This window comes from Aureimonas endophytica (genome assembly GCF_014642635.1).
In the GTDB taxonomy this organism is placed as follows: domain Bacteria; phylum Pseudomonadota; class Alphaproteobacteria; order Rhizobiales; family Rhizobiaceae; genus Plantimonas; species Plantimonas endophytica.
The window spans coordinates 131138-157957 of record NZ_BMIQ01000001.1 but is presented as its reverse complement, the minus strand read 5'-3'; the positions used below and the strand labels follow the sequence as shown (position 1 = coordinate 157957).

The following is a 26820-nucleotide window of genomic DNA, read 5'->3' as shown; positions in this document are numbered from 1 at the left end:
CGAAGCTAATGTCGTGCCCGTGAATGGGTGCAGGGGCGACGATGCGTCGGTTCGTCGAAAGATATTGGGCGACGGTCGCCGGTTTCGCCGTGATCGCGGCCGGTGTCGTCGTCGGCACGGCGACGATCGGCAGCCGCACGGTGGACGACATCCTGGAAATGTCGGCCGTCCGCAAGGCGGAGCATTTCCAGACCCTCGTCGCGGGTCAGCCTCGGGCTCTCGAAGCCCTTCTCACCGGCCTCGCCCGCGATCCCGAGGAAGAGACCAAGCTGCGCGAGCTCGCGACGCTGGGGGGAATCGAGAGCTTCGCCATCTTCGCGCCCGACGGGCGGGAAGCCTATCGAACGCGCTCCGACAAATATGAATGGCTGCTGCGCGACCGGGCCGGCGGCATGCAGTCGAACAACCGGCTCGCCGCCAGCATCCTGCGCATGCCGGCCCCGTTCCAGCTCGTGCAGGACGAAGGGCCCGGGCGGATCAGCGCCACCGCGCCCATCCTGCGCGACGGCCAGCTCGTCGGCTATGTCTCGCTAGTGGCCGATGTCAGCGAGGACAGCGCCGGCTTCGCCGGAACGCTGGCCGAGGCCTGCCTGAAACTCGCCGCGATCTTCCTCGTCGCGGCGGGCGTGCCGGCCCTCGTCTATCTGAAGCGCAAGCACAAGATCACCGAGGCCGTGGCGCGGATCGACTTCCTCGCCAATCACGATCCGATCACCCGCCTCCTCAACCGCCGCCGCATGCAGGAACAGGTGGAGCGCATCATCTCCGCCGCGCGGGTGACGCGCGAGGAGATCGCCTATTGCTGCATCGATATCGACGGGCTGGGCGGCATCAATCACGAGCTCGGCCAAGCGCAGGGCGACGAATTGCTGCGCGTCGTCGCCAATCGCCTCGCGGCGACGATCGATCGCGGCGACCTCCTTGCCCGCATCGCGGCGGACGACTTCGCGCTGCTGCATCGCCGCGCCGAGAAGGTCGAGGATATGGAGGCGCTGGCCGCCCGCATGCGCGCCGCGGTGGCCGAGCCGGTGGAGCTCAAGGGCCGTCTCATCCGGCCGCAGATCTCGATCGGCGTCGCCCGTATGCCGCGCGACGGCAAGAGCCAGAACGAGCTCGTCAAGCATGCCCAGCTCGCCCTCGCCCGCCATAAGGTGGAGCGCAACGGCGACTATGCGGCCTTCGAGCCCTTCATGGACGAGGAGACCGATCGCCGCCGCTATGTCGAGGATCTGATCCAGCGCGCGATCGACACGGAGGGCTTCGAGCTCGCCTATCAGCCGCTCGTCGGCAGCGACGGCCTGTCGCTGCACGGCTTCGAGGCGCTGCTGCGGATGCGCGACGAAAGCGGCCAATATGTCTCGCCCGCCGAATTCGTGCCGATCGCCGAGGCGCGTGGCTATATCAAGGATATCGGCAGCTGGGTGATCCGGGAAGCGACGCGGCAGGCAGCCCTCTGGCCGGACCATATCGTCGTCTCGATCAACCTTTCGGCCATCCAGTTCCGCGACGGCGATCTCGTCCGCATCGTGAGCGACGCCCTCGAAGCGGCGCGGATCGAAGGCAAGCGCATCGAGGTCGAAGTGGTGGAATCGCTCATCCTCGACCGCACCGACAGCGTGATCTCGCAGCTTCGCGAACTGAAGAAGCTCGGCGTGACGATCGCCATGGACGATTTCGGCACCGGCTATTCCTCGCTCGGCTATCTCTGGAAGTTCCCCTTCGACAAGCTGAAGATCGACCGCTCCTTCATGCTGGCGCTCGAAGAGGGCCAGGCGAATGTGAAGGCGATCCTCGGCACCATCGTCTCGCTCGCCCATCTCATGGGCATGACGGTGACGACGGAGGGCGTCGAGACGCGGGAACAGGCGGACCTCCTGCATTCGCTCGGTTGCGACCTTCTGCAGGGCTATCTCTTCGGCAAGCCGATGCCGCCCGAGGTCGCCGCCGCCGAGGTGCTCGGCCGCTTCTCGGAGCGGATGGCCGCCCAACCGGCGGCGCGCGACCCCGCTCTGCCCGAGACATCCAGAGTGTCCATCGCGGTCTGACGAGGGTCCCCTCGTGAACTGACCTCGCGAGCAGGCTCGCGAGGGTCCGGGGACACACGCACGCGCCGAGGGAGCGGCCGGTCAAGGTCGTGTCGATAGCGCGGTAGTCTGAGAGCGCCGGCATCCTCTCCCCGGCCCGCTTCCGCCCGCGCCGGAACCTCAGTTTCCATCCCCGACGGAATGGTGGCGCGGTGGGCGGGCGGGAAGCCTGGAACGAGAAGACCGCGCAACGTCCTCAAGACGCTGCGCGGCCTTCATCTACCAACTGAATGCGCTCGGCGGTCCTTCGGTACGCGAGACCTGTTCCGCTTGGCCCCGCCGATCGCTTGGCCCGTCCTTTATGCCTGGGGAGCCTTTAGAGCCGCCCTAAGGGCAAGGATCAAATCGGAAGCATTTTGCGAAAAGTCCGCCGATCCGTCGCGACGGCCGCATGCCTATCTTCAGGACAGTTTCTGCGGACGCGCGGATTGCGGCTTCGCCTTCGGCATGCCGCCCGCCGTGTTGGCGGCGGCGAGAGAGTGGGCGTTCGGATAGGAAGCCTTGCTGATCAAGGCGTCGATCCGCGTCCGTCCGATACCGGTGCGGGACAGCATGTCGACGAGCGCCTCCACCGTCTGGGCGTTTTCGACGGCCGAACCATCGGCGATCTGTCGGGTGAGATTCCTTGCCACGTCTCGGCCTCGGCTGATTTGCGGCCAGTTTGCGTTCACACGACTAATCAAACGTTAATGGCAGGCGATCTCTCGCCTGCCACCGCTTGCGGCCAAGACGGCCTCGCCTTTTGAGGGCGACGGTTTCCCGCGGCCCGATCAGCGACGGGCGACGTCGTTGACCGCGCCCTTGGTGCCGGTGACCGTATTGCCGATATCGCGGCCGGCACCGCGAATGGTGTTCGCGCAGGCCGACAGCGAGACGGCCGCGACGAGGGCGAGGGACAGGGCCGCAAGACGGGTTTTCATTGAACACTCCGCAACGTGATGTGGCGCTGGAACGGCGAAACTGCGTCCGAGTTCCGGCGAAGCGCGGCGATTTTCGCGGGGAACAAGCCGGTATCATGCGGCTGCGGCCCTTCCGCCACAGTTTGCTCACGCCTTTAGGCGCCTATGTCTGTACCGAATCGCGCCGGAAGGGTGTCATGCAGCAGTCCCCGTCCAACATGGCGTCCGAGGCTCTGGCGCTGGCCACCCTCTCGCCGCTGGTGATCGCCAGCCGCCTCACGGGCCTCTGGTTCGACGCCTATGCGCCCACCACGCGCTGGCGGCGGGAAGCCATGCTGATGGTCAGCGAGAAGGTGCAGGCTTTCAACGAGAGCCTCGTCGCGATGCAGCTTACGGCACTCCGCATGGGACTGGATTACGGCATGGCGCCGGCGACGCCCGCCTCGGGTCCCGATCTTCTGCGCGATCTGGACCGGCTGGTGACGGCGGGCCTGCACCCCTATGTCGTCAAGGTCCGCGAGAACCGCCGCCGTCTCGCCCATTGATGCGCCAGGGACTGCCGCGCATCGCGGCACTCCCCGGCGAAGATCGGCGCGGGCGGACGCGGCAAGGCGCCACAATCGTGGAATCGTTCCGGGTTTCGCCGACAAGTCCTTGAAATCGGCGGATCGGCGGCGCAGTCTTCTGAGCGATTGGGCTCGAGATATGGCTGGACCTATGCTGCAGGATCCTTCCCGCGTCGTGATGCGTCCGCGCGAGCTCAAGCGGACGATCGTCTTTCTCCTCACACCGAACTTCTCGATGATCGCCTTCGCGACGGCGATCGAGCCTTTGCGCATCGCCAACCGCATGCTGGGCTTCGAGGCCTATCGCTGGCGGCTCGTCTCGCCGAACGGCGGACCGGTCAAGGCGTCGAACGGCTGCGAGATGGCGGTGGAAGGCTCGGTGGAAAGCGAGCGGCGCGCCCTGCTGGGCGAGCAGCGTCCCTCGATGGTCTTCGTCTGCGCCGGCATCTATGTCGAGGATTTCAGCGACCGGACGAGCTTCTCCTATCTGCGCGAGGCGCATCAGCGCGGCATCAGCGTCGGCGGGCTCTGTACCGGCGCGTGGATCCTCGCCCGCGCCGGGCTGCTTGCCGACCGGCGCTGCGCGATCCATTGGGAAAACCTGCCGGGCTTCTCCGAGGCCTTCCCGCGCGCCGACGTGCGCGCCGATCTCTTCGAGATCGACCATAACATCTTCACCTGCGCCGGCGGCACGGCCTCGCTCGACATGATGCTGGCGCTGATCGGCGAGGATTGCGGCGAGGAGGTCGTCAACCGCGTCTGCGAGCAGGCGCTGATGGACCGCGTGCGCTCGTCCAGCGACCGCCAGCGCCTGCCGCTGCGTGCCCGGCTCGGCGTCCAGCATGCGAAGGTGCTGGCGATCATCGAGATCATGGAGGCCAATCTCCACGAGCCGCTGTCGCTGGTCGACATCTCGAAGAGCGTCTCCCTGTCGCGCCGGCAGGTGGAGCGGCTGTTCGACAAGGAGATGGGCCGCTCGCCGGCCCGCTACTATCTCGAGATCCGCCTCGACCGGGCGCGCCAGCTTCTCCTGCAATCCTCGCTGCCGATCGTCGAGATCGCGGTCGCGGCGGGCTTCGTCTCGGCCTCGCATTTCTCGAAATGCTATCGCGAGCTCTATGGCCGCTCGCCGCAGCAGGAGCGCGCGCTACGCGTCGCCGCGACCGCCAACGCCGCCTGAGCGCCAGGCGGCGCGCGCGCTGCGGCCGCGCCTACTTGTTCCAGAAATCCTGGCGCTGCTGCCACTGCTTCTCGCCGACGAGGCAGTCGGCGCCCGGCCCATCCGCCACCTTCAGGATTGGGCGTTCGTCGGCGCGCGGCCGCGAGGGCCAGAGGTCGGCGAGTTCCATCACCAGCTTGCGCCGGATCGCCTGCGGAAACTGCTGCCAGTCGTGGACGGGGATCATGAAGGCGGCCGGCCCGCCGATGACGCATTGGGCATAATAGGTGTCGAGATCGGCGATCGCGCCCCAGCCGCCATACTGATCCTCCTGCGAGGTCATCAGCGGCAGGCCGTTGATGGTGATGCCGGCGGCGATCGCGGCGGCCCGGGCCTCGGCCACCGGCCGGCCCTCGTTGTTCGGCCCGTCGCCGGAAATGTCGATGACGCGCCGCAGGCCGGCGAAGCCGTTATCGGCGAACATCGGCACCGCGAAGTCGAGAGCGCCCGAGATCGAGGTGCGGCGCTCGCGATCCGGCTCCTCCACCGACAGGCGATAGGCGAAGGCGTCGGCGGCTTCCTTGGAATCGATCAGCGTCCAGGGCACGACGACGTTCTGGGTAAAGGTGCCCGCCCATTCCACGAAGGCGACGGCGACTCTGCCGTGATTGCCTTCGAGGATTGCCTTCTGCACCTCGGCGTCGCGAAAGGCCGCGACATAGCCGTTGCGCTGGATCTCCTGCTCGCCGCGATCCATCGACCAGGACACGTCGACCGCGAGGATCAGTTCGACATCGACCGGCACGCCCGTCTCGGCCGCGCCGCCCGCGGCGCCGAGGCCGCGCGGCGATCGCTCCTCGCAAAGCGCCCCGCCGGATGCGGCGAGAAGACACAAGGCGGCAAGACATGCCCTGACGACCATCGGCCCGATCCTCCAGCGCAAAGCGGAAGCGTCGGGCCGGCGGGCTTCGGCGGCAATTCACATTGCCGTTACGGTTTCAGGCCCGCAGCACCGCATTGTCCGCGTCGAACGGGCTTTCGGGGATTACGGTCGCGCGATACGCTTTGCCGAGAATGGAAATTTCCATCGTAGTGCCATCCGCCGCGAAATCCGGCTTCAACATCGCCAGCGCCAGGCTCTTGCCGACCCGCCAGCCATAGCCGCCATTCGTGACGCGGCCGATCAGGACGCCGTCCTTGTGGATCGGCTCCGAGCCGCGCGCGTCGACATCCTCGATCCCATGGACCTCGAGCGTCGCGAATTTCCAGCGATAGCCGTTCTCCTGGCAGGCAACCACGGCGTCGCGGCCGAGAAAGGCGCCCTTCGCCGGATGGACGAAGCGTTCGAGGCCGGATTCCAACGCGTTGTATTCGATCGACAATTCGCGCGGGATCTGGCGGTAGGACTTCTCCAGCGCCATCGCCCCCATGGCGCGGATGCCGAAGGGCTTGATGCCGAATTCGGCGCCGGCCTCCATGAGAAGGTCGTAGAGGGCGTTCTGCATCTCGATCGGATGATGCAGCTCCCAGCCGAGCTCGCCGACGAAATTGACGCGCAGCGCGTCGAGACCGACCGGGCCGACCGAGATGCGCTGGCCCGTGAGCCAGGGAAAGGCGGCGTTGGAGAGGTCGGCACGGGTGAGCTTGGCGAGGACGTCGCGCGAGCGCGGTCCGGCAAGGACGAGGACGCCCGTCGTCTGCGTGATCGTGCGGAACGTCACGCTGCCGTCCTTCGGCAGGAGGCGGCGCATCGTGTCGTGGTCGATCGATTCCAGCGCGCCGCCGGACACGAGGTAGAACTCGCCCTCCCTGCGCTCGTAGAGCGTGAACTCCGCCTTCACGCCGCCGGTCTCGGTCAGGAGATGGCAGAGCGCGATGCGGCCGCGCTTCTTCGGGATGCGGTTGGCGAAGAGCCCGTCGAGCCATTCGCGCGCGCCGGGGCCGGTGACGAGCGCCTTGGCGAAGGGCGTCATGTCGAGAAGGCCGACCCGCTCCGTCACGTTGCGCACCTCGTTGCCGACATGCTCGAAATAGTTCGAGCGGCGGAAGCTCCAGCGCTCGCGGATGCGGCCGGTATAGTCGGCGGGCGGGTGGTTCTCGCCGAGAAGCACGTCCGCCCCGACGGACAATTCCTCGGCCGGCACCTCGTAGCCCTCCGGCGCGAACCAGTTGGCGCGTTCCCAGCCATAGACCGAGCCGAAGACGCCGCCGAGCTGCTTCTGCCGCTCGTAGGAGGGCGAGGTCTTCAGCGGCCGACCGGCGAGGCGCTCCTCGTCCGGATAATGCATGGTGAAGACGTTGGAATAGGCCTCCTCGTTCTTCGCCTTCAGATAGCCCTCGCTGGCATAGGGGCCGAAGCGGCGCGGATCGACGCCCACCATGTCGACGGTCGGGGCGCCGTCGACCATCCATTCGGCGAGCTGCCAGCCGGCGCCGCCGGCCGCCGTGATGCCGAAGGAATGGCCCTCGTTCAGCCAGAAATTGTCGAGGCCGGGCGCCGGGCCGACGATGGGCGAGCCGTCCGGCGTATAGGCGATGGCGCCATTATAGACCTTCTTGATGCCGACCTCGCCGAAGGCGGGCACACGGGCGATGGCGGTCTCGATATGCGGCATCAGCCGCTCCAGCTCCTCCTGGAAGAGCTCGTATTCGGATTCCGGGTCCGGGCCGTCGACATAGCAGACCGGCGCGCCCTTCTCGTAGGGGCCGAGGATCAGGCCGCCCGCCTCCTCGCGCATGTACCAGCCGGAATCGCTCTCGCGCAGCACGCCCATTTCCGGCAGGCCCTGCCGGCGCCGCTCCAGAATCGCCGGATGCGGCTCGGTGACGATATACTGGTGCTCGACCGGGATCACCGGCACGTCGAGCCCGACCATCGCGCCGGTCTTGCGGGCGAAATTGCCGGTGGCCGAGACGATGTGCTCGCATTCGATGTCGCCCTTGTCGGTGACGACCTTCCAATGGCCGTTCGGCAGGCGCTCGATCGCGGACACGGTGGTGTGGCGGTAGATCTTCGCGCCGCGATCGCGCGCGCCCTTGGCCAGCGCCTGCGTCAGGTCGGCCGGCTGGATATAGCCGTCCTCCGGGTGCTGGAGCGCGCCGAGAATGCCGTCGGTCTCGCAGAGCGGCCAGACCTCCTTCAGCTCTTCCGGCGTCAGGAACTTCACCGGCACGCCGATCGTCTCGGCGATGCCGGCATAGTAGCGATATTCGTCCATCCGGTCCTTGGTCCGGGCGAGGCGGATATTCGTGACGTTGGAGAAGCCGACATTCATGCCGGTCTCCTCCTGCAGCTCCTTGTAGAAGCGCACCGAATATTTGTGGAGCTGACCGACCGAGTAGCTGAGATTGAACAAAGGCAGGAGGCCCGCCGCATGCCAGGTCGAGCCGGAGGTAAGCTCCTTGCGCTCGATCAGGACGGCATCCGTCCAGCCCTTCCGCGCGAGGTGATAGAGCGTCGAGACGCCGACGACACCGCCTCCGATCACGACGGCACGGGCAAAGCTCTGCATGTTCGGCACTCCAGGGACGGCGTGGCGGATTCTGATGGTCCGCGACACTAGTTCAGCCGACAGGGGGCCGAACATCCTCTTTGCGACATCCGCTGGTCCGGCCGAACCGAAGCGGGCCCGCCGGCCGCCGCCGGCATGGTAAAGAATTCCTCAGAACCTTCGGCGATGATGAAGCCTCCTGTCCCGCCGGGGATCGACATGAGCGACTTCTCCCTTCCGCGAAAGCGGGGCCTGGCTCCCGGCCTGCGTCTCGCGCTGTCCCCCGGCCTCGTTCTCGCGCTGACCGTGGCCGCGCTGGCGGCCCTCCTCACGCGGCGCATCGTGCTGCCGCTCGGGCCGATGTACTGGGACCTCTACATCTATCTCGACGCCGCCAACCGCATCTTCGATGGGCAGGTGCCGAGCGTCGACTTCTTTCCGCCGGTCGGGCCGCTCGGCTACTGGCTCTTCGCCGCCGGCATGAAACTCTTTCCGACGGCGCATCCGCTACTCGTCGTCGACTGGTCGCTGCTTGCCGTCACCGCGCCGCTGATGGCGCTCGTCGTCGCCGATGTCGACCGCCGCTCGCGCCCCCTCGCCTTCGCGCTGCTTCTGCCCTTCCTGTTCTTCTCGGTGCTGCCTTACAACAAGGAAGTCTACTATTCCTATGTCGGCATCGACGGTTACGGCCTCTACAACCGGCAGGGCGACCGCCTTCTCTACGTGCTCGCCGCCGGGCTGATCTTCTCGCGCGGCGCGTGGCGCGGCGGCATCGTGATCGCCGGGACGATGCTGGCGCTGTTCCTGACGAAGATCACCGGTTTCATCGCCGGCGGCTGTCTCTGCGCCTTCGCGCTCGCGGCGGGCCGCGTGCGGCCGCGCGTGGCGATCGGCAGCGCGCTCGCCGTGCTCGCGGCGCTTCTCGGCCTGGAACTGCGCTTCGGCGTCGTCTCGGCCTATCTCAAGGATATCGAACAGCTCGTCGCGATCAACGAAGGCGGGCTCGTCGGACGGTTCTTCCAGGCGGCCTCCATCCATTTCGACGTCTTCGTGCCCTGCATGGCGCTGGCGGCGGTTCTGGTCCTCGCCTCGCGCGCTTCGCTTCTCCGGCGGTGGCGGCGCCTCGCGATGGCGCCGCTTCGGCTGCGGCTGGCGGTGCTATTCGACCGGCCCGGCTTCTGGATCGGAGCCTGCGGTCTCGCCGGCCTGTTCTTCGAGACGCAGAATACCGGCAGCCAGGTCTTCATCCTCGTCTGGCCGGCGGTGTTGCGTGCCTCGCTCGCGCTGCGCGATCTCCGGCGGCCCGGCGCCCTCCTCGCGGCCGCCCTCGCCGCCGCCACGGTGCTGCCGACGCCGATCGGCATCCTGGCGCGCGCCGCCCGCACCATGGTGGCACCGTCGCGCTACGTGCCGCTCGACACCGACAATCTTGGCGTGCTCGGCCTCGTCTCGCAGCGGGGCCTGATGATCGACCGCGCCGATAAAATGCTCGCCCTCTATGCGCGGCACGGCGAGACCTTCGACGACATGCGGCGCGAAGGGGTCTCGCCGAGCTTCGCCCTGACGCTCGAACCCGATTTCCATCTCACCTATCTGAAGGCGGTCGATCAGGCGGTGGACGCGGTGCGGCTTCTCGAAATGGCCGAGGGGCTGCATTTCGAGACGATCATGAACCTCAACTTCGTCAATCCGTTTCCCTGGCTGCTGGGACGGCACGCGACGAAGCACATCTCGATCGGCGCCGATCCCGAACGCACGATCCCGCCGCCGAACGCCGAAACCGCCGCGGCGATCCGCGCCACCGACCTGCTGCTCTACCCCAAATGCCCCGTCATGGCGGCTAATGCCGAGCTTCTCGCCCTTTATCGCCCGTTCCTCGACCAGCATCGCCGCGTGGAGCTGACGCCCTGCTGGGATGCCTATCTGCGGAGCGGACTGAAGCTGCAGCCGTAGGACCCGGCCGGACACAAGAAAAGGGCCGAGCCCGCCGGCCCGGCCCTTTCTTTCGTGCCGCGAGCGATCGGCTCAGCCGATCTGAGTCTTGATGAAGTCCTTGACGATGCCGACGATGCCGCGCCCGAGGAGATCGTCCAGCGCGTCGCAGAAGGTGTCGACCTCGTCCTCGCCGCAGACCAGCGGCGGCTCCAGCCGGATGACGTTGCGGTTATACTCGGTGAAGGCGACCAGACAGTCGTAGTCGCGCAGGAGCAGCGCGCCGACGAAGCCGGACAGGGACCCCTTCAGCTTGTCGTCGAGGATCGCCACCATCGGCCGCAGTGCGAAGGGCAGCGCTCGGGAGAAGTCCTGGAACTCGAGCCCGACCATCAGCCCACGGCCGCGCACGTCCTTGATGATGTCGGGATATTTCGCCTTGATGTCGCGGAGCCGCGCCAGGAGATAGTCGCCGACCGAGGCCGAATTGCCGATCAGATCCTCGTCGTAGAGCGTGTTCAGCGCCTCGATGGCGGTGACGCAGGCCTCGCCGATGCCGCCGAAGGTCGCATGGGCGTGGATCATCGCCGTCTTCGGCGTGCCATAGGCCTTCATATAGACCTCGCGCCGCGCGATCATCGCGCCGATCGCCGCCTTGCCGCCGCCGAGCGACTTGGCGAGCGCCGTCACGTCCGGCACGACGCCATGCCGCTCGAAGGCGAAGAACGTGCCCGTGCGGCCATAGCCGCACTGCACCTCATCGGCGACCCAGAGCACCTTGTGCTTGTCGCAGAGCGCCCGGACGCCGCGCCAGTAGTCGGTCGTCGCCTCGATGATGCCGCCGCCGCCCTGCACCGTCTCGAGCACGACGACGCCGATCTCTGGATCGCTCTCGATCGCGCGGGTCAGCGCCTCGAGATCGCCGAAGGGCACCTTGCAGCGGTTCTCGACCAGCTTGAAGTCGCCCTGATAGAGCGTGGAATCCGTGATCGACAGAACGCCCTTCGTCTTGCCGTGGAAAGAGTTCTCGGCATGGACGATCTTGCAGTTCCGGCGGCCGGAAGCGCGCTCGGCCACCTTGATCGCCGCCTCCATCGCCTCCGAACCCGAGGAGCCGAGGAATACCATGTCGAGATCGCCGGGACTGATCGTCGCCAGATTCTTCGCCAGCGCCGCCGCATATTGCGACAGGAAGGCGATGGCGATCTCGTGCCGCCCCTCGTCCTGGAAGCGCCTGCGCGCATCGAGGATGCGCGGATGGTTGTGGCCGAAGGCGAGCGATCCGAAACCGCCGAAGAAGTCGAGGATCTTCCGGCCGTTCTGGTCGTAATAGTACATGCCCTCGGCGCGCTCGACCTTCACCTTGTGGAAGCCGAGCAGCTTCATGAAATGGAACTGGCCGGGATTGACGTGCTCCTTGAAGAGCTCGGCCATGGAGCGCAGGTCGAGGGCCTTGGCATCCTCGACGGAAAGAAGCGCCGGCTTGGCCGGTCCCCGGCGGAAATAGGGCTCGTCGATGACGGGCGCGACATGGGCTGGACGATCGAGCATGGCGGCACTCCTCATTCGGCGGGAAGCGGCGCGGCGGCGCGGGCCAGGGGCTGGCCGAGCCGTTTCGCCCGATATTCGTCATAGGCCGCGATCAGCATGTCTTCGTCGCGGTAGCGCGGCACCCAGCCGAGCTGGCGGGCGCCCTTCGACACATCGAGCACGCATTCCTCGTCGGCGATGAGATATTGCTCCGGGTCCATCAGCGGCAGGTTGACGAGATCGAGGAGATCGAGCGTCCGCTTCACCGCCCAGGCCGGCGTCGGCAGAAGGAAGGATTTCGAGCCGGCATGGCGGACGAGGTCGCCGAGCAGCTGGCGCACCGGCGGCGGGTTGAGCGAGCCGAGATTATAGGCCTCGTTCGGCACCTCCGCCTTCCAGGCGAGGCGCGCCGCCTCGGCGCAGTCGAAGACCGAGATGAACTGATAGGGGTTGCGCCCCGAGCCGATCATCGGCACCGGCAGGTTGGCGTCGATCAGTTTGAAGAGCTTTTCCAGAATGCCGAGCCGCCCCGGGCCGATGATGAGACGGGGCCGGAAGAGCGAGATGCGCATGCCCCGCTCGCGCCATCTCTGGGCGAGCTCCTCCGTCTCCAGCTTCGACATGCCGTATTCGCCGAGCGGGGCGACGGGGTGGTCCTCCGTCATCGGCGTCGTGAGGGTATGGCCGTAGATCATGTCGGTGGTGAAATGCACCAGCCGGTCGAGCCCAGCGCGGTCCATCGCCTCGATGATGTGCTTCGTGCCGTGGAAGTTGACGGGATAGAAGAACTCGTGGCGCTTCGAGCGGACCTGGATCGGCGACAGCATCTTGGCCGAGAGATTGTAGACCATGTCGCCGGGGCTCATCGGCACCCGGCGCACCGCCGCCTCGTCGGTCACATCGACGGTCAGATGGCGCACCCGGCCGTAATGCGGCAGGTCGGACTTCGCGATGTCGACGACGAGGACCTCTTCGCCCTCCTCCGCCAGCTTCGCGGCGAGATGGCGTCCGACGAAGCCGTCGCCGCCGAAGAGAATGTGCTTCATCGGATCACCTCGGTCAGGGAGGACGCATTGGCGGCGACGGGCGTCGCCTCGCCTTCGTCATGGAGCTTGGCGCCGCCCTGCGCGATGAGGACCGTGCCGAGGCAGATCAGCGCGATACCGGCAAGGCGGAAGGCGTTCATGGTTTCGCCGAACAGGAAGTAGGTGGCGACGGCGACCACCACATAGGCGAGCGACAGGAAGGGATAGGCATAGGACAGTTCGACCTTCGACAGGACGAAGAGATGCGAGGCCATCGAGACGACGAAGGTGCAGAGCCCGAGGAAGACGAAGGGGCTGAAGACGATCGCCAGGAGCTTCATCACCGGGTTGAGCCCGGCGAGACCGAGCGGCCCCAATTGCATCATCCCATGCTTCAGCATCAGCTGCGCCGCCGCGTTGGTGAAGACGGTGAAGAGAATGAAGGGAAGATACTTCGCCATTTCGGACTGTCCGCCGTCCCGCACCAAGCTTTGTGACTCAACGGCTTAGCAGGTTGCTGTCGCCGTCTCGTTAAGCCTTGCCGCCGCTCCGGCGATCGACAGGCCTTTCGTTTCGGGTGGTGAAGCGCTGCTTACGGCGACCGGTCGAAGTCTCGCCGTTTCGGCCTCCTCCGCCGGTACGGGCAGCCGCATCGCGGTGCGCCGCCAGAAATCGGAGAGGATCACCGGGTCACGCCGCGCCTCCAGCTCGCGCCAGCGCGGGAAGGCGCGCGCGAAGGTCTCGGGCGCCATGCGGGCGTCCTTGTAGGGATTGATCCGGCCGCCCGCCTCGATCACCAGGCTGTCGAGCGCGTCGAGCAGCCGCGCCGTCCGTTCGCCTCGGTCGGGAAAGTCGAGCGTCAGCGTGTAGCCGGGGGTCGGAAAGCTCAGAAGGCCGGGGCTCCGAACGCTGCCGAAGCGCTTCAGCACGGTGAGAAACGAGCCCTGGCGATGGGCGGCCGCGCAGTCGAGGAGCGCGCGCAACACGGCCGGCGCGTCCGCGAAGGGCACGAGGCTCTGATGCTGATGCAGCCCGCACGGCCCATAGAGGCGATTCCATTCCCCGATGCGATCGAGCGGATAGAAGAAGGCGTCGAACGGCACCTCGCGCCGGCTTTCGCCCTTCGGCGCCTTGCGGAAATAGGCTTCGTTGAAGAGGCGGAGCGGCAGGCCGCCGAGCGGGCTGATGGGCGGCGTCACGGGAATGCGCAAGGCGGGCGGACGGGCCAGGCCGCAGCGCTTGCCGCTCGCGGCATGGTCGCCGGTGATGAGATGGCCGCGTCCGAACGCCCTGCCCTTCGAAAGGGAATCGATCCAGGCGACGGCATATTCGTGGCGCTCGTCGGCATCTTCCGCGAGGTTGAAATAGTCGGCGAGCCGGTCGAAGCGGGTCACGCTCTGGCGGATGGTCAGCGACGGCACGGCGAGGAGGCGGATCGTCGCGCGGCGGATGAGACCGGTGAGGCCGAGGCCGCCGATCGTCGCGGCGAAGAGTTCGGGGTCCGCATCCCGATCGCAATGGATCAGGCCGCGATCGGAGCGTTCCAGGGTAAAGCCCTCGACCCAGCAGCCGAAACTGCCGCGCCGGTGATGGTTCTTGCCATGGACGTCGTTGGCGATGGCGCCGCCGAGCGTCACGAACTGGGTGCCGGGCGTCACCGGCAGGAACCAGCCTTCCGGCGCGACGCGCCGCGTGATGTCGGACAAAAGGACGCCGGCATCCGCCTCCAGAAGGCCGCTCGCCGGATCGAAGGCATGGATCTGCGCCGAGGGCCGCGTGGCGAGCAGCGTGCCGGCATCGTTGAGGCAGGTATCGCCATAGGAGCGGCCGTTGCCGAAGGGCAGGACGGTGTCGGGCGCTCCGGCGGGAAGCCAGGCGTCCTCGGCTGGACGCACCACCCGGCCCGGCCGCGCCGGCCGGCCCCAGCTCCGAACGGCGGCGTCACACATAGGCGGAGATGGCGAAGAGCGCGGCGCCGAAGGCGATCATCATCTGCGAGCGCCAGTCGTGAAGCAGGAAGACGACCGGGTCCTCGTGCATCTCGTTGCGGCGGGCGAGGATCCAGATGCGCACCACCATGTAGAGAACAAGCGGGCAGAGCGGCCAGAGCAGCCAGGGCAGGTTGTTGATCTCCCGCACTTCCGGCGAGTCGAGATAGAGGGCGAGCACGAGGACCGAGGCGAAGCCCGCCGTCATGCCCGCCTGCCCGATCGCTTCGAGATCGCTGGCGCGATAGCTGCGCCCGACGATCTTGCGGCCGGGGGCGGCATCGCTTTCCGCCAGTTCCGTGAAGCGCTTCACGAGCGCCAGCGACAGAAAGAAGAAGCTCGAAAAGGCCATCAGCCAGAAGGACAGTTCGATGCCCATCGCCGCGCCGCCGGCGATCGCCCGGATCGTGTAAAGCGCCGCGAGCGCCAGGACATCGACGAGCAGCATGCGCTTCAGCGCAAAGGAATAGGCGGTCGTCAGCACGAGATAGCCGGCGAGAACCGCCTGGAAGCCGAGGCCGAGCGTCGTGCCCAGCGCCACCGCCAGGGTGAGGAGGCCGGTCGCCAGCCAGACGCCGATCGGAATGGGCACCGCGCCGCTGGCGAAGGGGCGATGCCGCTTCGTGCGGTGCCGGCGATCGGCGTCGAGATCGAGAAGGTCGTTGACAATATAGACGGAGGAGGCGGCGAAGGAGAAGGCGACGAAGGCGACGATCGCCTCCAGGATCATCATGACATTGGTGTAGTCGTGCGCCAGCACCAGCGGCACGAAGACCAGCGTGTTCTTCGCCCATTGATGCGGCCGCATCGCCTTGAGGCAGTCGCGCAGGAGCCGCGAGCGATCCCCGGCCCCGACGAGATGCGCACCGGTGCGCCGCTGCCAGCGCCGCGCTTCCCGATCGGGCGCGACGACCGTCGGCTCGGTCGCCGCCTCGAGCAGGCAGATGTCCTCGTGGCTGTTGCCGAGATAGTCGAAGCCCTCGCGATCGCCCTCGCGCCGGATGCGGTCGAGCTTCGCCTCGGCGGTCAGATTCACGGTTTCCGAACTCGCCATCACCTCGTCGAAGACGCCGAGATGGGTCGAGACGGCGTGGGCCAGCTTCTCGTTCGCGCCGGTCGCCAGCACGGTCCGCCGGCCCTCGGCCTGGGCCCGGGCGAGTTCCGCGATCACCTCTTCCCGATAAGGCAGGAGCGAGGCGTCGAACTCGATGCGGTTGGCGAGTTCCGCCTTCAGCCGCGCCTTGCCGGCCGCCATCCAGAGCGGCACGCGCCAGAGGCTTTCCGGCGTCTGGCGGGCGAGCATGAACAGCGTCTCCCACAGGAGATCCGACTTGATCACCGTGCCGTCGAGATCGGCATAGACCGGGCGATGTCGCTGCGTCAGGCGAACGTCCATGGCTCCTGTCCCTTCCGGCATGGCTGGCACGCTTCGGGTGGCAGAATTCGGCGAAAGCTCTTGCCCGCTGGTGAAAAACACCGACGCAAGTCGTTTTCGGCACAGGATCTTTCAGCGAAGGGTTAGCCCAATCTTCCGGCCGTCAAGACAATTTGAACGATCGGCGCGGGCGCTCCTGCAACCCGTCGGCGAAGGTGGCGTTGCCGATCCTATCGAAGCCCACTGCCGCGAGCCGATGACCAGGACCATGACGATGCTTGCCGCCCTGATGCTCTCGACCGGCGGCGTTTCCGCCGATCCTTTCGGGCCGCTGCACTGGCAGAAGCGCCTCGTCGTCGCCTTCGAGGGCGAGCCCGCCGGCGCGGTCCGGCGCCAGGAAGATCTCCTGCCGGCGGCCGAGCTGCGGGCGCGCGACGTCGTCTTCGTCGCGGTGCCGAGGACCGGCACGACGATGGTCGAAGGCCTCGGCCCGATCAATGCAACGAGCGCGCGTCGGGCCTACGGTATCGATCCCGCCGCTTTCACGGTGCTTCTCATCGGCAAGGACGGCGGCGTGAAGCGCCGCTCCGGCAGCCCCATCGCGGCGGAGGCGCTCTTCTCCACGATCGATGCGATGCCGATGCGTCGCCAGGAGATGCGGAAAGGGTCCTGACGGGCTCTTGCGGCGCGGCGGTCGCTCGGCGACAAGAAGCGCCCTTCCGCGTTCCGATCGAGGTTCCGTCATGGCTGAGGCTTCCATCGGCTGGGCGATCGCCGGCACCGGTGCGATCGCGCAACGCTTCGCCGCGGATATGCGCCATGCCAAGCGTGGACGCGTCGTCGCGATCGCCTCGCGCAACGCCGATCGGGCGCGCCGTCTCGCCGGCGCCATCGGGCCGGAGGTCCGGGCCGGCGGGCTCGACGCGATCCTCGCCGACCCGGCCGTGACGGCGGTCTATGTCGCCGGCCGCAACGAGGACCATCGCGCCGTCGCCCTTCGGGCCCTGCGCGTCGGCAAGCCCGTGCTGGTGGAAAAGCCCTTCGCCACCCGTCTCGCCGAGGCGGAGGAGATCGCCGAGGCCGCCTCCGGCGCCGGTCTCTTCGCGATGGAGGCGATGTGGATGCGGTTCACGCCCGGCTTCCGCCGCCTGAAGGCGCTCGTCGATCGTGGCGCGGTGGGCGAGATCCGCTCGATCCGAGCCGACCTCTCCTTCCGCAACGACCGGATCGACACGCCGCCGCTTCTCGATCTCGGCGTCTATCCGCTGTCCCTCGTCCTCGCCCTCGTCGGCGCGCCGACAAGCGTCGTCGCGGCCGAAACGGCGGATCGGCGATCCGCCTCGCTCGTCCTTTCCTATCCGAACGCCCTCGCCAGCTTTTCCTGCGGCTTTGCGGCCGAGGGCGCGAACGAGCTCGTCGTCACGGGCACCGATGGCGTCCTGACGGCGGCGAGCCCCTTCTTCTGTCCATCCCTCCTGACCTTGCGGCGCATGTCGGCCGCCTCGCAACCGTCGGAAGGTCTTCCGTCCGCCCTGCCCGACCGCCCGCGCCTTCCCTGGCTCGGCTCGGCGAAGGCCATGCTGCGCCCGCTCCGCGCCCGGCGCTTCCCGATCGTCTTCGAGGGCAGCGGGTTGCAGTATCAGGCCGACCATGTGGCGGAATGCCTCACCGAGGGTCGCCTCGAAAGCCCGGTCATGCCGCTTGCGGCCAGCCTTGAAGCGCTTCGCCTGATCGAGGCGGCGCAGCGGCAGCTCGCCTCATAGAGGGATCAGCCGACGGGCGCCGGCTCGAAGCTGGAGATCGGCCGATAGGGCATGGCATGGCGCTCGGCATGCTGGGCAACGAGCGAGAGTTCGGTCACATGCAGCGAGAAGGCCGCGTCGATCGCGGGCGCCCGGCCCGCGCGGATCGCCGAGGCCAGCGCCGCCGGCCCGCGCGCGAAATCGATGCGCGAGGCATAGGGCGGCGTCACCACCTCGCCGCCCTCCAGAGGCAGGCGCCGGCCGGACCATTGCCGGAACGGCAGCCGGCGCTCGGCGACCGCCAGGAGCTTGCCGAGCTTCGGCAGGCGGCTCGTGGCGCGGCCGTACCGATCGCGCAGGAACACGGGCGAGCGGGTGTTCCAGCCGTCCGAAATCGACAGGATGCCCTCGTCGCCGACGATATGCAGCGAGCGATCGACCGGCGCCGCGAGGCCGCAGGTGAGCCGCGCGACGACGCCGGAACGGAAGCGCAGGCAGGCGACGGAGAAGTCGTTGGCGATGGTCTCGGGCGGCTGGCCAGTGCCCTTGTCGTCGAAGAGCCGGGCGGCGAAGGCCGTCATCTCGGCCACCGGACCGAAGAAGGCGCAGAGCCAGGTGAGATAGTAGCCGGCATGTTCGAGGGTGCAGCCGGTCGCGAACTCGTCCTCCGCCGGCCAGGGCGCGCCCGAGCGGCTGCGCCATTTGCGGTAATCCTCGCGGAAGACCATCGAGTCCTCCATCTCGGCATAGGCGAGACGCACGCGGCCGATCCGGCCGGCGCCGATCGCCTTCCGCATGGCCGTGGCCGCCTCGCCGAGCATGGTGGCGGGGGCGCAGGCGATGGCGAGGCCCTTCGCTTGCGCCAGTGCGACGAGATCGCGCGCCTCCTCCAGATCGAGCGCCAGCGGCTTTTCCGACCAGACATGCTTGCCGGCCTCGAGAACGGCGCGGGACACGGCGTAATGGCTCGAGGGATTGGTGAGGTTCAGCACCATCTCGACCTCAGGATCGGCGAGAAGCGCGTCGAGGCTGGGATAGAGTCGCAGGCCGTGAAAGACGCCGAAGGCCTTGCCGCGCGCGTCGTCGCGGTCATGGATGCCGACCACGCGCAATTCGGGATGGTTGACGAGGGTCGTCATGTAATAGTCGGCGACGAAGCCGCATCCGACGATCGCGAGGCGCACCTGTATTCTCCGGCGGAAAGGATGCAACACCCCTTCTCTACGCCCCGCGCCTTCCGAATTCGCTAAGTCGGAAAAACGGCGTCCCGCAGCGATCGCCCGAGAGGCGAAACGCACGGCGCGGCCGGACTTCGGCGCCGGTTCAAGGGGGGCGCTTGGCAAAGCCGGGTTTTTCGTTCATAAGCCGCGTGCGGTGCTGTGGCAACGCTCGGCTGCCGATTCTCCTCGCATAGTCGATTTTCAATTGGGTCCGCTCTGGACCCGCGATGGCATGCACTAGAAAGGACGTCCCCCATGGCAACCGGAACCGTCAAGTGGTTCAATTCCCAGAAGGGCTATGGCTTCGTGACGCCCGATGGCGGTGGCGCCGATGTGTTCGTTCACATCTCCGCGGTGGAACGTGCCGGCCTCACGGGTCTCAATGACGGCCAGAAGATCGGCTACGAGCTGGTGACGGATCGCCGCAGCGGCAAGACCTCCGCCGGCAACCTCCAGATCATCGACTGACCGTCGAAACGCTTTCGCCCGCAATCCGACAAGGGCTGCGGGCTACCACCCATTGAGGCGGCCCTGCCGCCAGTCGAAAGGAGATATCATTGCAGGTCCTGGTTCGCGACAACAACGTTGAGCAGGCGTTGCGCGCTCTGAAGCGCAAGCTGCAGCGCGAGGGCGTGTTCCGTGAGATGCGGTCCCGTCAGGCCTACGAGAAGCCGTCGGAGCGCCGCGCCCGCGAGAAGCAGGAAGCCGTGCGCCGTGCCCGCAAGGCAGCCCGCAAGCAGGCGCAGCGCGAAGGTCTGCTGCCGCAGGCGAAGGCCAAGGCTCGCGGCTGAACGGCCGCGCCACTCCTTTCGACATGCATCGCCGGATTCCGCCTGATCGTTCCTCGATCGGGAGCGGGTCCGGCTTGCTGCATTCAAGCCAGTTTCAGATACGCCGCCCGGCCTGGTGATCGACGGATCGACCGCTGTGAGGCATTCGCGCGAATTCGAAAGTGGCGCCTTCGATCGATGGCCGGCGACGGGCTGTCTCGGAGCGGAGACCGACATCCCCCTATCGCGGCGGACGTCACCGGCACGGCGGTCGTTCGATCGATATGGTCGGCTTTTTCGTGCTCGCGCCGTTCCGAGACGCCGAACCCTCTCCCCTCTCTCTTTGATTGCGCCGCAAAAGCCTCGGCAGGCACTTTGCATCTCGCGCCGAAGGGGCTTAATTTGTTGCCCGTCTATCTTTCGACGCAACGACTCGACGTTCGAGGCCCGCATGCGATTTGAGATCGAGCGGAAGTTCCTGGTGAAGGATCATTCCTGGCGCCCGAGCGCGATCTCGTGGCGGCCCTTGAGGGACGGCCTGATCAGCCAGTCCGAGGGCAGCAAGGTTCGGGTGCGCATTGACGACGCGGCCGCCTGGCTCACCGTCAAGGGCAAGCGTCTCGGCATCGCGCGGCCGGAATACGAATACGAGATCCCGATCGACGATGCGGAGAACCTTATCCGCAACGTCTGCACCGGCCACCTGATCGAAAAGACACGGCATTTCGTGCCCCATGGGGCGGACATGTGGATCGTCGACACGTTTCACGGCCGCCTCGAAGGGTTGGTCTGGGCCGAGATCGAACTCGAGGACGAAGGGCAGACCTTCGCTCGACCGAACTGGCTGGGCGACGAGGTGACCGGCGATCCGAGGTTCCGTCACTCGACCCTGCTGAGCCTCTGCGAAACGGGAACCTCGCCGATCTCGCTGTCCGAGATCCTGAGCGCGGGTTTTTCTTCGCATGCCGAAGCCGGGGCGCCGTCCTGCCCCGGCTCTCAGCCAAGCAGCAAATGCGAGAATGGCAGATCCGGGCCAAGGGGGACGATGCCGGACGGGTTCAGGCTCTTGATCGAATAATAGCCGCGTTTGATGTGGTCGAGGCTGACGGTCGCCGCGACGCCGGGTAGCGCCAGCATGCGCTCGATATGGGCGCTCAGCGCGGGATAGTCGGCGATCCGCCGCAGATTGCACTTGAAGAGCCCGTGATAGGCCGCGTCGAACCGGACGAGCGTGACGAAGAGGCGGATATCCGTTTCGGTCGGATGCTCGCCGAACAGGAAGGTCCGGCCGGCAAGCCGCGCTTCCAGCTCGTCCAGCATGCCGAAGACCTCGCCGAAGGCCTCCTCATAGGCCGCCTGGGTGGTCGCGAAGCCGGCGCGATAGACGCCGTTGTTGAGGTGCGGATAAAGCCGGTCGTTGAGCGCGTCGATCTCCTTCCGCAGCGCCGCTGGGTAGAGATCGACGCTGTCGTCGGCGAGCCGGCCGAAACCGGAATTCATCATGCGAACGATATCGGCCGATTCATTGTTGACGATCGTCCGCCGCTCTTTGTCCCAAAGAACCGGAACCGTGGCGCGGCCCGTGAAGCTCGGATCGGCCTTCGTATAGATCTCGTGGAGATAGGTCGCGCCGTTCAGCGGATCGCGGTCGGCGCCCGGAAAGTCGCCGAAGCGCCAGCCTTGATCCGTCAGCGCCGGCTCCACCACCGAGACATCGATCGCCGCCTCCAGCCGCTTCAGCTTGCGGGCGATCAGCGTGCGGCAGGCCCAGGGGCAGATCAGCCCGACATAGAGGTGGTAGCGCCCGGCTTCGGCCGGAAAGCCACCCTCGCCGCTCGGCCCCGGCGCGCCATCCGGCGTGACCCAATGGCGGAAGCTGGAGGTCTGGCGCACGAAGCCGCCCTTCGCGTCCTTCGCCTGGACGGGCTGCCAATCGGCCGCCCATTTGCCGTTCACGAGCACGATGTCTCTCCGGTTCGAGGCGTCGCGCTCATCGCGCGACGAGGGTGATCGACAGGCCCCAGGGGTCGCGGAGCGCGAGGGCGGACTCGCCGGGCGGCGGCGAGGCGAGGCGCGACCGCACCCTGTCGAGCGCAACTCGATCGGTCAGGATCTCCACGTCATGCAGGCCCGTCACCGGCTCGGCGCGCGGTCCCGCGCCCCGGCTGTTCCAGATATTGGCGGCCAGCTGGTGGTGATAGCCGCCCGAGCCGAAGAAGCTGCCGCCGGGATAGCGGGCCGTCAGATCGAAGCCGAGCAGATCCGAATAGAAGGTCTCGGCGGGCGCGATCGCGCCGACCTGGAGATGCACATGCCCGATGGTGCCGCCGGCCGGAAAGCCCGCCCAGTCGTGCCCGGCGCCGGCCTCGAGCAGCGCCTGATAGTCCAGCGGATCGGTCGCCATCGCGATCATCCCGTTCGGCAGGCTCCATTCCGCATCGGGACGGTCGGCATAGATCTCGATGCCGTTGCCTTCGGGATCGGCGAGATAGATCGCCTCGCTGACGCGGTGGTCGGACGCGCCCTGGATCGGCACGCGGCTTGCTGCGGCGAAACGCAGCCACGCGCCGAGATCGGCCCGTGTGGGAAGGAGAAACGCGGTGTGGAACAAGCCGGCCTCGCGCGCCGAGCGGCGTCGGGCTTCTGGGTCGTGCCGCAACTCGATGAGGACGCCGCGCGTCGTGCCGAGGCGGATCGCGCCGCGTTCCGCGTCGAGACGCGTGAGACCGATGACCGTTTCGTAAAAGGCCGCCACCCGGTCGAGGTCGTTGACGGTGAGCGTCACCGCGCCGATCCGATGCGGTGCTTCGGCGAGAAGGGTCATGGCACGGTCTCGATGGGTAGGCGGATGGGTCAGGCGGTGACGCGGCGTCCGCTGCCGCCCGGCGTCGGGCGAAGCGCATAGGCGCCGTCGCCGACGAGCGCCAGAGCGACGAGGCCGACGATCCAGAGCGCCAGGAATTCCCAGCCTCCATTCGGATTGGTGAAGAAGAAGCCGGCCGGTCCATGGACGGTGGCGATGGCGCCGAGCAGGATCGGCGTCAGTGCCAAAGCGACGATCCGGCTGTAGATGCCGAGGATCAGGGCAAGGCCGCCGGCCGTCTCGCCGAGGATGACGAGATAGGCAAGCGGCCCGGGCAGGCCGAGGCTGGCGAAGAACTGCGCCGTGCCGGCCGGCGTGAAGACGAAGAGCTTCAGGCCGGCATGGGCAAGAAAGAGAATGCCGAGCGCGGCGCGCAGGAGCGTCGCGGCATAGGGCGCGGTGCGACTGTCGATCATGGGAATGGCCCCGATGGAGAAACGTGGCACCACCATGCGCCCGGGCCAGACCTTTGATAATCCGCGCTTTCGGCATAACACTTCACACCCAGAGAGTGAGGTGAAGCATGGATCGGATCACCGGCCTGCAGGTCTTCGCGCGGGTGGCATCGCAGGGCAGCCTATCCGGCGCGGCCCGCAGCCTCGGCATGTCGCAGACCATGGCGACGAAGCACATGGCCGTCCTGGAGGACCGGCTGGGCGTGAAGCTCCTGCATCGCACGACGCGCAAGATCACGCTAACCGAGGCCGGCCGGCGCTATCTCGAACACGCGGAGCGCATTCTCGCCGAATTCGCCGACGCCGAGGCGCTGGCGGTCGCCGAGCGGATCGAGGTCACGGGCACGCTCCGGGTCAACGCCCCGGTCTCCTTCGGCACCCGCGAACTCGCGCCGCTTCTGGCTCTCTTCTCGCGGCAGCATCCGGGACTGGTGATCGATCTCGGCCTCAACGACCGCATGGTCGATCTGGTGGAGGAAGGCTGGGATGTCGCGGTCAGGATCGGCCGCCTCCAGCAGCTCGATCTCGTCGCCCAGCGCATCGCGCCCTGCCGGCTCCTGGTCGCCGGCGCGCCAGCCTATCTCGCCGAGCATGGCGTGCCGCGCAGTCTCGCGGAGCTCGCGAGCCACAATTGCCTCGGCTATACGCTGTCGAGCGCGCTCGGGCCGCATCGTTGGCATTTCGGCGCCGATGGCGCGACCGGCATCGAAGTCGGCGGCTCGCTCCAGGCGAACAATGGCGACGCGCTGGTCGCGGCGGCGCTGGCCGGACAGGGCCTGATCTACGAGCCGACCTTTCTCGTCGGCGACCATATCCGCGCCGGACGGCTCGTGCCGCTCGGCTTCGAGCAGCCGCCGCTCGAACTGCCGGGCATCTTCGTCGTTCATGCCTCCAGCCGCCGGCCGCCAGCGAAGGTGCGCGCCTTCAGCGACTTCCTGGCGGGACGGTTCGGCGCGCTGCCGCCCTGGGACCGCGACCTCGGTTTCGCGGCGTCATGAACCGGGATCGCGATGGACCGGATCGATCCAATGCACCGTTTCCGGGCGCTCCACCGGCTCGATGTCCGTGATGTTCACCACCACCGCCTCGTTGTCGGAGCGCACCAGCACGCATTCGAGCGGCTCGTCCGGCAAGGCGTTGATCTCCTGATGCGGCACGAAGGGCGGCACGAAGATGAAGTCGCCCGGTCCCGCCTCGGCGACGAATTCCAGATGGTCGCCCCAGCGCATGCGCGCCCGGCCGCGCAGGACGTAAATCACGCTTTCCAATTCGCCGTGATGATGAACGCCGGTCTTGGCATCCGGCTGGATCGTGACCGTACCGGCCCAGATCTTCTGGGCGCCCGCCCGCGCCCGGTCGATCGCCGCCTGCCGGAACATGCCGGGCGTCTGCGGCGTGTTGCTGTCGAGCCGGTCGCCGGGAATTACCTGAACGCCGTCATGTTTCCAGCGCGGCGTTTCGTGGTCGTCATCGTGGCTCATCGCATCCCTCCTCAGGGGAGCGAAGACCCTTCGCCCGGCGCTGTCAATCGCCCCGGGCCGGGTTCAGGGCCGCGCCGCCGCGCTCAAGGTCCGGCCGCGCCGCGTGCGATCGCGCCGGCCGAGCTGGCGCGCGAAGGCGACCGTGCCGATGCCCGTCGCGACGAGCACCAGGGCGAGAAGGCCGATCATGTGTTCGCCGCCCAGGCTGTCGAGTTCGGCGACGCCGCGCGCCGCCAGCCAGCCCGGCGCCAGCATCACCGGCGCCCAGAGAACGGCGGAAAGGACGTTGGCGATCTGGAAGCGCGTCTGGTCCATGGCCATCATGCCGGCGACGAGCGGCACGGTGGAGCGGATGGGGCCGAGGAAGCGGCCGATGAGCACGGCGGCGAAACCATATTTGCGAAAGAACAGGCGCGTCTTCGCCACCGCGTGACGATAGCGCCGCAGCGGCGGACGGTGGACGATGCCGGGGCCGAGCCAGCGGCCGAGCACGTAGGAAACGATGTCGCCGAGCACCGCGCCGACGATCGCGCCGACGAGCACCGGAACCGGACCGATGACGCCCGAGCCGACAAGCCCTCCGATCAGCAGCATCACGGCGGTCGCCGGAATGAAGAGGCCGACCAGCACGAGCGATTCACCGAGCGAGATCAGCATGATGATCGGCACGGTCCAGGCTTGGTGGGTCTCGATGACCTGGGAGAGATGGGCAAGGAAGGTGCTCATGAAGACCCGTGAGGCAAGCTGGCGGTATGACGACGATGGATCGGCGCGGGAAAGCGGACGCCTCCCTTGCACTAATGATCGAGAACCTATGCAATAAAAGCGAGAATCTCGTGACTGTCCGAGATTTGATCGAAACTTGAGCGCAAGAGCGCGAAAATTCCGTCGCCGCCTCGCCAGGATCGACATGGCTCGCTAGGGTCGTCGGCGCGCTCCGGTCGCGGCCGGACGCGCGAGGAACCCCGCCGCCGCCCATGCCCCGCCCGTCTTCGCTGTCCCCCTACCCGATCCCGGGCGCCCTGGCGCGGCGTCTCTGGCTGCGCGCGCAGCGGCTGGACGAGACCGCGCCCTTCGGCGCCGGGCCTGAGGCGGTGCCGGCCGCCGTCCGGCATCTCGGTTATGTGCAGATCGACACGATCAACGTTATCGAACGCTCGCACCACCATATCCTCTGGAGCCGCATTCCGACCTATCGGCGCGAGCATCTGCATCAGGCGCAGAGCATCGATCGCAGCCTCTTCGAATATTGGACCCACGCCCTCGCCTATATCCCCTCCGAGGACTTCCGCTTCTTCCTGCCCGACATGCGGCGCCACCGCGCCAATCCGCAGGCCTGGTTCGCCTCCGTCACCGCCAAGGATCTCGCCAAGGTGATGCGGCTCGTACGCGAGGGCGGACCGCTGACCATCCGCGACATCGAGGACGACGTCCTCGTCGAGAAGGACCATGCCTGGGCGAGCCGCAAGCCGTCGAAGCGCGCCTTGCAACTCGCCTTCTTCACCGGCGCGCTGACGGTCAGCGCGCGCGCCGGCATGCTGAAGACCTATGAGGCGACGGATCGGCATTTCGCCTGGGAGGCGCGTCCGCGCCCGGCGACCGAGACGCAGATCCTCGACTACTGGCTCGACCGGGCGCTACGGGCGCAGGGTCTCGTCAGCCTCGATTCAATCTGCCATCTCGCCCCGAGCCGCAAGCCGGCGGTGCGCGCGCGGATCGAGGCGCGGCTGCGGCGCGGCCGTCTCGTGCCGGTGGCCGTCGAAGGCGCCGGCCGCGTCGAACATTGGGCGACACCCGAGACGCTGGAGGATACGGCCGCGCCGGACGCCGAGCCCGTCCATATCCTCTCGCCCTTCGATCCGCTGATCATCCAACGCAAGCGCCTATCCCTCTTCTTCGGCTACGAGCACCGGTTCGAAGCCTATGTGCCGAAGGAGAAGCGGCTCTTCGGCTATTTCGCCCTGCCGATCCTCGTCGGCGACCGCGTCGCCGCCGTGTTCGACCTGAAGACCGACCGGACGGCGCGCAGGCTTCTCATCCAGAAGGCGACATGGCTCGAGACGCCCGCCGCCGAGACGAAGGCGGCGGTCGACGCGGCGCTGGAGCGGTTTCAGGAATTCCAGATCGCCGACAGTCAGCCGTTCATGCAACCTGCAGATGCCCGTTAGTCAGATTCCTGATTGGCTTTGGCTCTTCGTCGCCGATGCGCTAGCTTTCCCTGCGTCGCGACGGGAGCGCCG

General features: G+C 67.4%; 26 protein-coding genes. 11 read left to right on the top strand and 15 right to left on the bottom strand.

Going from position 1 to position 26820, the window contains the following annotated elements; genetic code table 11:
- The first annotated feature begins 41 nt into the window (after positions 1-41).
- Positions 42-2045, top strand: coding sequence for a putative bifunctional diguanylate cyclase/phosphodiesterase (locus IEY14_RS00770; protein WP_244639250.1), 2004 nt, complete (start codon positions 42-44; stop codon positions 2043-2045).
- A gap of 440 nt (positions 2046-2485) precedes the next feature.
- Here the strand turns inward: IEY14_RS00770 and IEY14_RS00765 are convergent, their stop codons facing one another.
- On the bottom strand, positions 2486-2716 hold the full coding sequence (locus IEY14_RS00765; RefSeq protein ID WP_188906331.1) for a hypothetical protein: 231 nt from the start codon (positions 2714-2716) through the stop codon (positions 2486-2488).
- Positions 2717-2854: 138 nt separating this feature from the next.
- Positions 2855-3004 carry an entericidin domain-containing protein gene (locus IEY14_RS00760; RefSeq protein ID WP_188906330.1) on the bottom strand — a complete coding sequence of 50 codons (150 nt, stop codon included), beginning with the start codon at positions 3002-3004 and terminating at the stop codon, positions 2855-2857.
- Positions 3005-3180: 176 nt separating this feature from the next.
- Between IEY14_RS00760 and IEY14_RS00755 the strand changes: the two genes are divergently transcribed.
- Together IEY14_RS00755 and IEY14_RS00750 are read left to right on the top strand one after the other, a co-directional pair.
- The gene (locus IEY14_RS00755; RefSeq protein ID WP_188906329.1) at positions 3181-3528 is read left to right on the top strand and encodes a hypothetical protein; all 348 of its coding nucleotides are present in this window, start codon (positions 3181-3183) and stop codon (positions 3526-3528) included.
- A 199-nt stretch (positions 3529-3727) separates the two neighbouring features.
- Positions 3728-4729: a GlxA family transcriptional regulator gene (locus IEY14_RS00750; RefSeq protein WP_188907328.1), complete on the top strand. Its 1002-nt coding sequence runs from the start codon at positions 3728-3730 to the stop codon at positions 4727-4729.
- Between the two features lie 31 nt (positions 4730-4760).
- Here IEY14_RS00750 and IEY14_RS00745 read toward each other — a convergent pair whose 3' ends face one another.
- Entirely contained in the window at positions 4761-5630 is an 870-nt protein-coding gene (locus IEY14_RS00745) for a DUF1194 domain-containing protein (RefSeq protein WP_188906328.1), read from the bottom strand.
- A gap of 76 nt (positions 5631-5706) precedes the next feature.
- Positions 5707-8220: a GcvT family protein gene (locus IEY14_RS00740; RefSeq protein ID WP_188906327.1), complete on the bottom strand. Its 2514-nt coding sequence runs from the start codon at positions 8218-8220 to the stop codon at positions 5707-5709.
- Between the two features lie 198 nt (positions 8221-8418).
- On the opposite strand from IEY14_RS00740, the gene IEY14_RS00735 reads away from it, so the two are divergent.
- Complete coding sequence (locus IEY14_RS00735) at positions 8419-10152, top strand: hypothetical protein (protein WP_188906326.1); 1734 nt, start codon at positions 8419-8421, stop codon at positions 10150-10152.
- A gap of 72 nt (positions 10153-10224) precedes the next feature.
- Here the strand turns inward: IEY14_RS00735 and IEY14_RS00730 are convergent, their stop codons facing one another.
- Genes IEY14_RS00730 through IEY14_RS00710 form a run of 5 tightly spaced genes read right to left on the bottom strand, consistent with a single transcriptional unit; the run spans position 10225 to position 16070 of the window.
- Positions 10225-11682 (bottom strand): aspartate aminotransferase family protein, encoded by a 1458-nt coding sequence (locus IEY14_RS00730; protein ID WP_188906325.1) that lies wholly within the window; start codon positions 11680-11682, stop codon positions 10225-10227.
- Positions 11683-11693: 11 nt separating this feature from the next.
- Positions 11694-12707 carry an NAD-dependent epimerase/dehydratase family protein gene (locus IEY14_RS00725; protein ID WP_188906324.1) on the bottom strand — a complete coding sequence of 338 codons (1014 nt, stop codon included), beginning with the start codon at positions 12705-12707 and terminating at the stop codon, positions 11694-11696.
- Positions 12704-13147 (bottom strand): DMT family transporter, encoded by a 444-nt coding sequence (locus IEY14_RS00720; protein WP_188906323.1) that lies wholly within the window; start codon positions 13145-13147, stop codon positions 12704-12706. The genes IEY14_RS00725 and IEY14_RS00720 overlap by 4 nt, the downstream gene beginning before the upstream one ends.
- A 45-nt stretch (positions 13148-13192) precedes the next feature.
- Positions 13193-14635: an FAD-binding oxidoreductase gene (locus IEY14_RS00715; RefSeq protein WP_188906322.1), complete on the bottom strand. Its 1443-nt coding sequence runs from the start codon at positions 14633-14635 to the stop codon at positions 13193-13195.
- Positions 14628-16070 (bottom strand): UbiA family prenyltransferase, encoded by a 1443-nt coding sequence (locus tag IEY14_RS00710; protein ID WP_188906321.1) that lies wholly within the window; start codon positions 16068-16070, stop codon positions 14628-14630. The genes IEY14_RS00715 and IEY14_RS00710 overlap by 8 nt, the downstream gene beginning before the upstream one ends.
- Positions 16071-16317: 247 nt before the next feature.
- On the opposite strand from IEY14_RS00710, the gene IEY14_RS00705 reads away from it, so the two are divergent.
- A complete protein-coding gene (locus tag IEY14_RS00705) occupies positions 16318-16722 on the top strand; it encodes a DUF4174 domain-containing protein (RefSeq protein ID WP_188906320.1) in 405 nt (134 codons plus the stop codon).
- A 70-nt stretch (positions 16723-16792) separates the two neighbouring features.
- The gene (locus IEY14_RS00700) at positions 16793-17812 is read left to right on the top strand and encodes a Gfo/Idh/MocA family protein (protein WP_188906319.1); all 1020 of its coding nucleotides are present in this window, start codon (positions 16793-16795) and stop codon (positions 17810-17812) included.
- Between the two features lie 5 nt (positions 17813-17817).
- Here IEY14_RS00700 and IEY14_RS00695 read toward each other — a convergent pair whose 3' ends face one another.
- Entirely contained in the window at positions 17818-18975 is a 1158-nt protein-coding gene (locus IEY14_RS00695; protein ID WP_210318238.1) for a Gfo/Idh/MocA family protein, read from the bottom strand.
- Positions 18976-19266: 291 nt separating this feature from the next.
- Between IEY14_RS00695 and IEY14_RS00690 the strand changes: the two genes are divergently transcribed.
- From IEY14_RS00690 to IEY14_RS00680, 3 genes are all read left to right on the top strand, one after another.
- Positions 19267-19479 (top strand): cold-shock protein, encoded by a 213-nt coding sequence (locus tag IEY14_RS00690; protein ID WP_188906318.1) that lies wholly within the window; start codon positions 19267-19269, stop codon positions 19477-19479.
- 89 nt (positions 19480-19568) lie between these two features.
- Complete coding sequence (rpsU, locus tag IEY14_RS00685; protein ID WP_188906317.1) at positions 19569-19802, top strand: 30S ribosomal protein S21; 234 nt, start codon at positions 19569-19571, stop codon at positions 19800-19802.
- A gap of 430 nt (positions 19803-20232) precedes the next feature.
- Positions 20233-20859: a CYTH domain-containing protein gene (locus IEY14_RS00680; protein ID WP_308421981.1), complete on the top strand. Its 627-nt coding sequence runs from the start codon at positions 20233-20235 to the stop codon at positions 20857-20859.
- Here IEY14_RS00680 and IEY14_RS00675 read toward each other — a convergent pair.
- Genes IEY14_RS00675 through IEY14_RS00665 form a run of 3 tightly spaced genes read right to left on the bottom strand, consistent with a single transcriptional unit; the run spans position 20778 to position 23060 of the window.
- A complete protein-coding gene (locus tag IEY14_RS00675) occupies positions 20778-21743 on the bottom strand; it encodes a glutathione S-transferase family protein (protein ID WP_188906316.1) in 966 nt (321 codons plus the stop codon). The genes IEY14_RS00680 and IEY14_RS00675 overlap by 82 nt on opposite strands.
- 28 nt (positions 21744-21771) lie before the next feature.
- Positions 21772-22605, bottom strand: a complete 834-nt coding sequence (locus IEY14_RS00670; protein WP_188906315.1) for a VOC family protein — start codon at positions 22603-22605, stop codon at positions 21772-21774.
- Between the two features lie 29 nt (positions 22606-22634).
- A complete protein-coding gene (locus IEY14_RS00665; RefSeq protein WP_188906314.1) occupies positions 22635-23060 on the bottom strand; it encodes a DoxX family protein in 426 nt (141 codons plus the stop codon).
- A gap of 107 nt (positions 23061-23167) precedes the next feature.
- On the opposite strand from IEY14_RS00665, the gene IEY14_RS00660 reads away from it, so the two are divergent.
- Entirely contained in the window at positions 23168-24097 is a 930-nt protein-coding gene (locus IEY14_RS00660; protein ID WP_188906313.1) for a LysR family transcriptional regulator, read from the top strand.
- Here the strand turns inward: IEY14_RS00660 and IEY14_RS00655 are convergent.
- Complete coding sequence (locus IEY14_RS00655; RefSeq protein ID WP_188906312.1) at positions 24092-24580, bottom strand: cupin domain-containing protein; 489 nt, start codon at positions 24578-24580, stop codon at positions 24092-24094. The two genes, IEY14_RS00660 and IEY14_RS00655, sit on opposite strands and share 6 nt — an antisense overlap.
- A 63-nt stretch (positions 24581-24643) precedes the next feature.
- Positions 24644-25306: a DedA family protein gene (locus tag IEY14_RS00650; protein ID WP_188906311.1), complete on the bottom strand. Its 663-nt coding sequence runs from the start codon at positions 25304-25306 to the stop codon at positions 24644-24646.
- Between the two features lie 251 nt (positions 25307-25557).
- Between IEY14_RS00650 and IEY14_RS00645 the strand changes: the two genes are divergently transcribed.
- On the top strand, positions 25558-26748 hold the full coding sequence (locus IEY14_RS00645) for a winged helix-turn-helix domain-containing protein (protein WP_188906310.1): 1191 nt from the start codon (positions 25558-25560) through the stop codon (positions 26746-26748).
- Positions 26749-26820: the final 72 nt, after the last annotated feature.